Consider the following 6,843-nt stretch of genomic DNA (forward strand, 5'->3'; position numbering starts at 1 on the left):
CGGAATTTTTCCTGCCGAGCCTGCCGCGAAGCGGCGGCAGCGGCAGGCAAAATTCCGCCCCCGTCTTTGGTCCGCCAACGCCAACCGCAACGGTGACCGCAGCCAACCCCGCCCGACCACGCCGGACGGGGGGCCTGGGGGGAGTGACTCCCCCCAGTGGGGTTCGGGGCAACGCCCCGATGGGTCCGGTCCAGGGCAAGGCCCTGGCCGCCGGAGGCACGCGGGCAACGCCCGATGATCGACGCTCCGGCTACTTCCCCATCCCGTTCCCGGCGAGCGAGGCGGCCACGTCCTTGGCGAATTTTTCCACGAGTCGGCTTTGGGCGGCGGCCAGGGCGTCGTAGTCCGGTCCGGCGGCGGTTTCGCGGTATTCGTTGGAGTTCCAGGCGAGGTTGTTGCCGTCGACGTCAAGGACGGACCAGCTGGCGCGCAGCACGGCGTCCTGGCCGACGACCCCGTCGAAGCGGGCGACCTGGATGACGACCTGGCGGTCGGGGTGGCCGCCGGTGGGCCAGGGGTAGGTGACGAGGGGCTTGGCGCACACGAGCCCGGCGAGGTTTTCGGTCAGCACGCGCTGGAAGTTTTCGCGCGGCGTTTCGATCCACTGGTCGAATTCGGCCAGGTGCATGCGGTTGCCGCCGCCCCGGGTGACGATCTGCGCCCGGTCGAGGTAGGCGGGGAAGTCCACCGGACCGACGCCCACGGACATGCAGGGCCCGGCTGGGGCGGCCTCGGATTTGGCCGCGGCGTTGAGGGAATAGAAGTGTGTCGGCGCGGATTTGCCGCAGCCGGCCAGGAGCAGCAGGCCGGCTGCCAGGGCGGCGACGGCGGCGTTGCGGACGGTGCTGTTCGTGGTGCTCATTTGCGGGGGCCTCCCTTGCCCTGGATGAGCGCTTCGGGGTGGCGTTCCAGGAAGCTCGCGAACTCGCGGATGGCGCGGGCGGCGTTGGCGATTTCGGCCAGGGCCCGGTTAAGGTCGGTGACCGTGGGCGAGTTGGAGTTGACGATCTTCTGGAAGTTGTTGATGGCGGCGCGGCTGTCCTTGAGGGTGGTGTCGAAGGAGTTGAGGGCCAGCTTGGCCGAGTTGCTGATGCCTTCGGTGCGGTTGTCGAGGTGCTTGGCCAGTTCGTTGTAGCTCTTGATGGCCTCGTCGAGGTTGTTGGCCATGGGGCCGACCCGGTCGCGGATGTCGGTCAGCAGGGAATTGCCGGAGTTGAGGGCGGAATCGATTTTCCCGGGCAGGGCCTTGAGTTCGGGCGAGTTGACGAGGGTCTCGATGCCGGTGACCGCGCCGATGAGGCGGTCGACGAGTTCCTGCAGCGGCAGCTGCTTGATGGTTTCGGTGAGTTTTTCGAAAGTGGAGGGCACGGTGGGGATTTCGGGCAGGTCGGTGTGTCCCACCATGCGCACGGGAGTGTCGGGCATGAGGTCCAACGAGACGGCGAGCTGTCCGGTGACGAAGCTCTGGGTGACGAGCTGGGCGCGCAGGCCCTTGTCCACGAGCTGGGCCAGGAAGTTGGTGGGGGGCTCCTTGCGGGCATCGACCAGGTTCTGGTCCTTCTGTCCGGGCTTGCCGGTGAGCTTGATCTTGCCGCCGAGGATTTCCACCACCACGGGGATGTAGAATTTGAGGTGGGCGGGATCGGCCTCGATGCTGATTTCCTTGACCATGCCGATGGGCACGCCGCGGAAGACCACGGGCGCGCCGACCTCCAGACCGCCGACGGAATTGGGGAAGAACATGATGCACCGGTACGTCTTGGTGAAAAGCATGCCCGAGCCCAGGGCCACGATGGCGCCCACGGCCAGGGCCAGCGCGCCGAGGACGAAGACGCCGATCAGGGTTTTGTTGGCTTTGGCGCTCATGGAGGTTCCCTTTTTGCGGATGCCGTGTCCGGCTGGCTATTCCTGGCCCCTGGTCAGGAAGTGGCGCAGGTTGGGGTCGGTGGAATGGGCCAGGAGTTCCTTGGGGTCGCCGCTGGCGGTCATGGTCCTGGTGTCGACGTTGAGGAACACGGAGTTGTTGCCGATGGCGAAGATGCTGGCCAGCTCGTGGGTGACGACCACGAAGGTCGCGCCGAGGCTCTCGCGCAGCTCCAGGATGAGCTCGTCGAGCAGGTGGGCGCTGACGGGGTCGAGGCCGGCCGAGGGTTCGTCGAAGAAGAGGATGTCCGGGTCCAGGGCCATGGCCCGGGCCAGGCCGGCGCGCTTGCACATGCCGCCGCTGATTTCGGACGGGTAGAAGTCCTCGAATCCGGCCAGGCCGACCAGGGCGAGCTTGAGGGAGGCCAGCTCACGGATGTCCTTGCGGGAAAGCCTGGTGTACTGCGACAGGGGCAGGGAGATGTTCTCGGCCAGGGTCATGGAACTGAAAAGCGCCCCGGACTGGTAGAGGATGCCCGTGCGGCGAAGGATCTGGTCGCGTTTTTCCGGCTCGGCGTCCCACAGGCTCCCTTCCCGGTACACGACCCGGCCCGCGGCCGGCTCCTTGAGGCCCACGAGGACGCGCAGCAGCGTGGATTTGCCGCAGCCGCTGCCCCCCATGATGATGAAGATGTCGCCCCTTTGCACGGTGAAATCGAGGTCCCGCATGATGACGAAGTCGCCGTAGCTCATGGTCAGGTTCTCGACCCTGATGGCGGGCGTTTCGGCGGTGGGGGCGGCCGGGGCTGAATTCTGGCTGGCATCCATGGGTCACACGCCGATGATGTTGCAGGCCACGGTGATGATGGCCGTGGCGATGATGATGGCCAGGATGCTCGTGACCACGGCCGAGGTGGTGGCCTGCCCCACGGCCAGGGCGCTTCTGCCGCAGCGCATGCCCCGGTAGCAGCCGGCCATGGCCACGAGGACGCCGAAGACGGTGCTGTGCACGAGCCCGATCCAGAAGTTGGCCAGGGGCACGGACTGCCAGGTGTGGGTCAGGTACTGGACGGGATTGATGTTGAGCATGAGCACGCCGACGATGAAGCCGCCGAGGATGCCCATGAGGTCGGCGTAGATGCAAAGGAGCGGCATCATGACGACCAGGGCGATCATGCGCGGCAGCACCAGGAACTGGGTCGGCGAGAAGCCGAAGGTGCGCAGGGCGTCGATTTCCTCGTTGACCTGCATGGTGCCCAGTTCCGCGGCGTAGGCCGCGCCGGTGCGGCCGGCCATGATGATGCCGGTCATGATGGCGCCCATGACCCGGACCATGGCGATGCCGACGATGGTGGAGACGTAGATCTGCGCCCCGAACTGGGAGAGCTGGATGGCTCCGACGAAGGCCAGGATGAGGCCGACGAGGAGGCTTATCAGCGAGACGATGGGCAGGGCCTCGATGCTGGCCTGGTACATGAGGGCGACCAGGCCCGAGCGCTGGAACACGGCCTTGCCGCGAGCCAGGGCCAGACAGGCCAGGGTCATCTCGCCGACGAATTCCAGCAGGTTGCCCGTGGCCTGGTAGAGGCCCAGTCCCAGGTCGCCCATGCGTTCGAGAAAGGGCGCGTGGCTCGTCTTGCGGGCCGCGCCCTGGCGTTCGGGCACTTTTTGGGCCAGCTCGAGCAGGCTCGCCGTGCCGTCGGGCAGGCCCGAGAGGTCCACGTCCACGCGGCGTTCCCCGGCCAGGGCCAGGATGGCCCGACACTGGGTGAGGAACAGGCTGTCCCAGCCGGCGACGCCGGCCGTGTCGAAGCGCAGGGCCTTGGGCGGCGGCGTGGCGGCCAGGGCGGCCAGGACCGGCTGGATGTCGGGAAAGGGACGGTCCTTGCGCCAGACGCCGGTCAGGCGCAGGGTCAGGATCCCGTTTTCCGTGAGGATTTCCCGACGCGGGGCATCGGCCGGGGCTGTTTGGGTCTTCTGATACGTCATGGGAAAAATGGGAAAAGAGGATCGCCTGCACGCCGCCAGGGCACCCGGCTTCGATGGGCTCGAACGGGGCGGCTGTCAAGCGACAAAGCGGCGTCGATGCGAAAAAAAACCGCCGCGCCGCCCCGATACCGGCCTATTTCTGCGACGGATACTGGCGCAGGCATTCCTGCTCGCACAGGTCACTGCCCCGGGAAAGCATATAGGCGCAGTCGGTCATCTGGTAGCCCTGGTAGTACAGCCGGTTGTACGCCTGGTTGCAGGCCGTGCGGCAGGCTCCGGCCGTGGCGAACTTCTGCGTGATGACGTTTTCGAACACCTGGCAGATGTCCATGTCGGAGTCGCAGGGGTCGCGACCCGGCGGCGTGATGCAGTTGCCGAAGAACATGGACGGGGAGGCGGGTTTCATCGGGCCGCAACCGGTCACGGCGACGCACAGCAGGGCCATGGCCAGGGCGCAGTGGAGAAGTCGCATGCTGTCCTCCGTTGGGTTGGTGGAATGCCGCATCTGGGGCTTTCTAGTGACTAGCACGGAGCCCTTGCCAAAGGCCAGAGCCGAAAGGGTCCGGCGCGAAATTTTCTACAGTCTGGTCAAAAGGCGCAAAATGGCGGGGCCGTAGAGCATCTGCGCCATGGCCCCGAGACACAGGAACGGACCGAAGGGGATGGGCATGGACCGTCCCCGGCCCTTGCCGAGCACGTAGAAGGGGCTGGCGACGAGGGCGGCCAGGCTCCCCATGAGCACGGCGTAGGGCAGGCCCAGCACGCCGCAGACCCCGCCGATGGAGAGCATGAGCTTGACGTCGCCGCCGCCCAGGCCGTCGAAGCCCTTGGCCAGGCGGTAGCCGGCGGCCAGCAGCCAGAAGACGCCGAACCCGGCGGCCGCGCCGACGCCCGCCTGCGTCGGGCCGATGTCCGGGCGCAGCGCGCCGATGGCGATGCCGAGGAGCGCGGCCGGGTAGGTGAGGACGTTGGGCAGCAGGTAGACCTGGAAGTCGATGCCCGAGGCCACGATGTAGAGCCCGCCCAGCGCCAGGTAGGCGAGAAACCACCATGTGGGGCCGAAGGCCAGGGCGGCCAGGACCGCCCAGGCGGCCGAGGCCAGCTCGATGAGAGGGTAAAGGGCCGAAATGCGCTCGCGGCAGGCCGAGCACCGCCCCCGGAGCAGGAGGTAGCTTGCGACCGGCAAAAGCTCCCACCAGGAGAGGCGGTGGCCGCAGCGCGGGCAGTGGGAGGGCGGGCGCACGATGGAGGATCCGGAGATGCCGCGCGAGACGCACACGGAGTAGAAGCTGCCGAGCACGAGGCCCAGCACGGCGGCGAACCCCGGGAAGAGATGGGGGAAAAGGGCGAGGGGCAGTGTTTGGGGCATCAGGGTCTTTTGGCGGCCGTGCCCGCCGGCGTCAAGGGGTACGGCGGGCGGGGCCCGCCGTCGCCATGCGACGGCAAGGTGACGTCCTACCTCGGCCGTGTCGCCTGGCGGCGGTCGTAGACGGCGCGGATGGCCCCTTCGAGTTCCTCGGTGGGGCAGGGCTTGAGCAGGTAGTCGGCCGCGCCGCCGGCGATCATGGCCGAGGCGATGTCCACCGAGGCGTGGCCCGTGAGCACGAGCACCTCGGCCTCGGGGCAGGCGGCGCGCAGAAGCGGCAGGGCCTGTTCGCCGGAAAGCCCCGGCATCTTGACGTCGAGCACGATGACGTCGCTGGGGGCCTGGGCCAGAAGCTCCAGGGCCTCCTGGCCGCCGCCGGCGGTGCGCACGGAAAACCCGTGCCGGGAGAGCAGCTTGGCCAGGGTGTCGCGGAACCGTTCCTCGTCGTCGACGATGCACACGCGGATGGGGTCGGCCATGGATCGCTCCGTTTCGCGGGGTTGGCGTTACAGGGGCAGGGTTACGGTGAAGGTCGCGCCCTGGCCGGGCCGGCTTGTCGCCGCAAGCGAGCCGCCCAGGCGGGCCACGATGCCGTGGGACACGGACAGGCCAAGGCCCGTGCCCTTGCCCGGCTCCTTGGTGGTGAAGAAGGGGTCGAAGATCTTTTCCATGTTTTCCGGCGCGATGCCGCAGCCGGTGTCGCGCACGGCGATGGACACCTGCCCGTCGGCGCGCCGGGTGAGCAGGGTGATGGTCCCGCCCGGGGGCGTGGCGTGCAGGGCGTTGGTGAGGAGGTTGAGGATCACCTGGCGCAGAAGCGGCACGTCCGTGCGCACGTGGGGCAGGTCCGGGGCGTAGTCGCGGGCGATGGCCACGCCGCGCCCCTGCGCCTCCTTCTCCACCAGCAGGGCCATGTCCTCGATGACCTGCTCCAGGGCCTCCTCCTGGAGCACGGGCTCCATCTTGCGGGCGAAGTTGAGCAGCTTGTGGGTGATCTGACGGCAGCGGTCCACCTGCTTGGCGATCTCGCGCAGGCTGTCCCGGGCGTCCGAGAGGTCCTCGTCGGAGAGGCCCTGGCAGTCGGCGGTGATCTCCCTGGCCAGGTCGAGCTCCTGGGTGATGATGGCCAGGGGGTTGTTGATTTCGTGGGCGATGCCCGAGGACAGTTCGCCGATGGCGGCGAGCTTTTGCGAATGGAGCAGGCGCAGGTCCATTTCGCGCAGCTCCCCTTCGCCGCGCCGGATGCGCCGGGCCAGCGTGAGCGCCGAGCCGATGCAGATGGCCCCGGCCACGAGCGCCAGCGCCACGTCGACCGCCGGCGGCGTGAGGAGCGTGGCGAGCACGGCCGCGCCGGCAAGGCCGGGCGCGAGCACGGTATGCGGCCACAGCGGCGGAAAGGCGAAGCCTTCAGGGCCGGCTTCGGGCTTCGTTGAGTTCTTTGCGTTCATGGGCCTTTCTGGCCTTTTCCAGGAGTTCGCCGAAATCCACGGGCTTGAGCACGTAATCGTAGGCCCCGAGCGACATGCCCTGCATGCCGGCCTCGACCGAGGCATGTCCGGTCAGGATGATGACCTCGACCAGGGGATGGCGCTTTTTGATCTCCTTGAGCACGGCCAGCCCGTCCA

Annotated in this window: 9 protein-coding genes; all 9 read right to left on the reverse strand. The window is 67.9% G+C overall.

Annotated elements, in window-relative coordinates; genetic code table 11:
* Positions 1-250: 250 nt before the first annotated feature.
* Positions 251-862: a PqiC family protein gene (locus Q1K70_RS13425; RefSeq protein WP_300160551.1), complete on the reverse strand. Its 612-nt coding sequence runs from the start codon at positions 860-862 to the stop codon at positions 251-253.
* On the reverse strand, positions 859-1,866 hold the full coding sequence (locus Q1K70_RS13430) for an MlaD family protein (protein WP_300160555.1): 1,008 nt from the start codon (positions 1,864-1,866) through the stop codon (positions 859-861). The genes Q1K70_RS13425 and Q1K70_RS13430 overlap by 4 nt, the downstream gene beginning before the upstream one ends.
* 36 nt (positions 1,867-1,902) lie before the next feature.
* Positions 1,903-2,691 carry an ATP-binding cassette domain-containing protein gene (locus tag Q1K70_RS13435; protein ID WP_300160558.1) on the reverse strand — a complete coding sequence of 263 codons (789 nt, stop codon included), beginning with the start codon at positions 2,689-2,691 and terminating at the stop codon, positions 1,903-1,905.
* 3 nt (positions 2,692-2,694) lie between these two features.
* Positions 2,695-3,852 carry an ABC transporter permease gene (locus tag Q1K70_RS13440; RefSeq protein ID WP_300160561.1) on the reverse strand — a complete coding sequence of 386 codons (1,158 nt, stop codon included), beginning with the start codon at positions 3,850-3,852 and terminating at the stop codon, positions 2,695-2,697.
* A 133-nt stretch (positions 3,853-3,985) separates the two neighbouring features.
* Positions 3,986-4,324: a hypothetical protein gene (locus Q1K70_RS13445; protein WP_300160564.1), complete on the reverse strand. Its 339-nt coding sequence runs from the start codon at positions 4,322-4,324 to the stop codon at positions 3,986-3,988.
* Positions 4,325-4,429: 105 nt separating this feature from the next.
* Positions 4,430-5,221: an A24 family peptidase gene (locus tag Q1K70_RS13450; RefSeq protein WP_300160567.1), complete on the reverse strand. Its 792-nt coding sequence runs from the start codon at positions 5,219-5,221 to the stop codon at positions 4,430-4,432.
* Positions 5,222-5,307: 86 nt separating this feature from the next.
* Positions 5,308-5,697 (reverse strand): response regulator, encoded by a 390-nt coding sequence (locus Q1K70_RS13455; protein ID WP_300160569.1) that lies wholly within the window; start codon positions 5,695-5,697, stop codon positions 5,308-5,310.
* 27 nt (positions 5,698-5,724) lie between these two features.
* Positions 5,725-6,666 carry an ATP-binding protein gene (locus Q1K70_RS13460; protein WP_300160572.1) on the reverse strand — a complete coding sequence of 314 codons (942 nt, stop codon included), beginning with the start codon at positions 6,664-6,666 and terminating at the stop codon, positions 5,725-5,727.
* Positions 6,626-6,843: response regulator (locus Q1K70_RS13465; RefSeq protein WP_300160575.1), on the reverse strand; the 218-nt coding region annotated here is incomplete at its 5' end. The genes Q1K70_RS13465 and Q1K70_RS13460, both read right to left, overlap by 41 nt.

Origin of the sequence: Solidesulfovibrio sp. (genome assembly GCF_029978005.1) — a bacterium.
Classification (GTDB): Bacteria; Desulfobacterota; Desulfovibrionia; order Desulfovibrionales; family Desulfovibrionaceae; genus Solidesulfovibrio.

Excerpts from the sequence above, each read along its gene's own strand:
- Q1K70_RS13445 (WP_300160564.1), bottom strand. The coding sequence starts at position 4,324 with ATGCGACTTCTCCACTGCGCCCTGGCCATGGCCCTGCTGTGCGTCGCC.
- Q1K70_RS13440 (WP_300160561.1), bottom strand. The coding sequence starts at position 3,852 with ATGACGTATCAGAAGACCCAAACAGCCCCGGCCGATGCCCCGCGTCGG.
- Q1K70_RS13455 (WP_300160569.1), bottom strand. The coding sequence starts at position 5,697 with ATGGCCGACCCCATCCGCGTGTGCATCGTCGACGACGAGGAACGGTTC.
- Q1K70_RS13430 (WP_300160555.1), bottom strand. The coding sequence starts at position 1,866 with ATGAGCGCCAAAGCCAACAAAACCCTGATCGGCGTCTTCGTCCTCGGC.
- Q1K70_RS13435 (WP_300160558.1), bottom strand. The coding sequence starts at position 2,691 with ATGGATGCCAGCCAGAATTCAGCCCCGGCCGCCCCCACCGCCGAAACG.
- Q1K70_RS13460 (WP_300160572.1), bottom strand. The coding sequence starts at position 6,666 with ATGAACGCAAAGAACTCAACGAAGCCCGAAGCCGGCCCTGAAGGCTTC.
- Q1K70_RS13425 (WP_300160551.1), bottom strand. The coding sequence starts at position 862 with ATGAGCACCACGAACAGCACCGTCCGCAACGCCGCCGTCGCCGCCCTG.
- Q1K70_RS13450 (WP_300160567.1), bottom strand. The coding sequence starts at position 5,221 with ATGCCCCAAACACTGCCCCTCGCCCTTTTCCCCCATCTCTTCCCGGGG.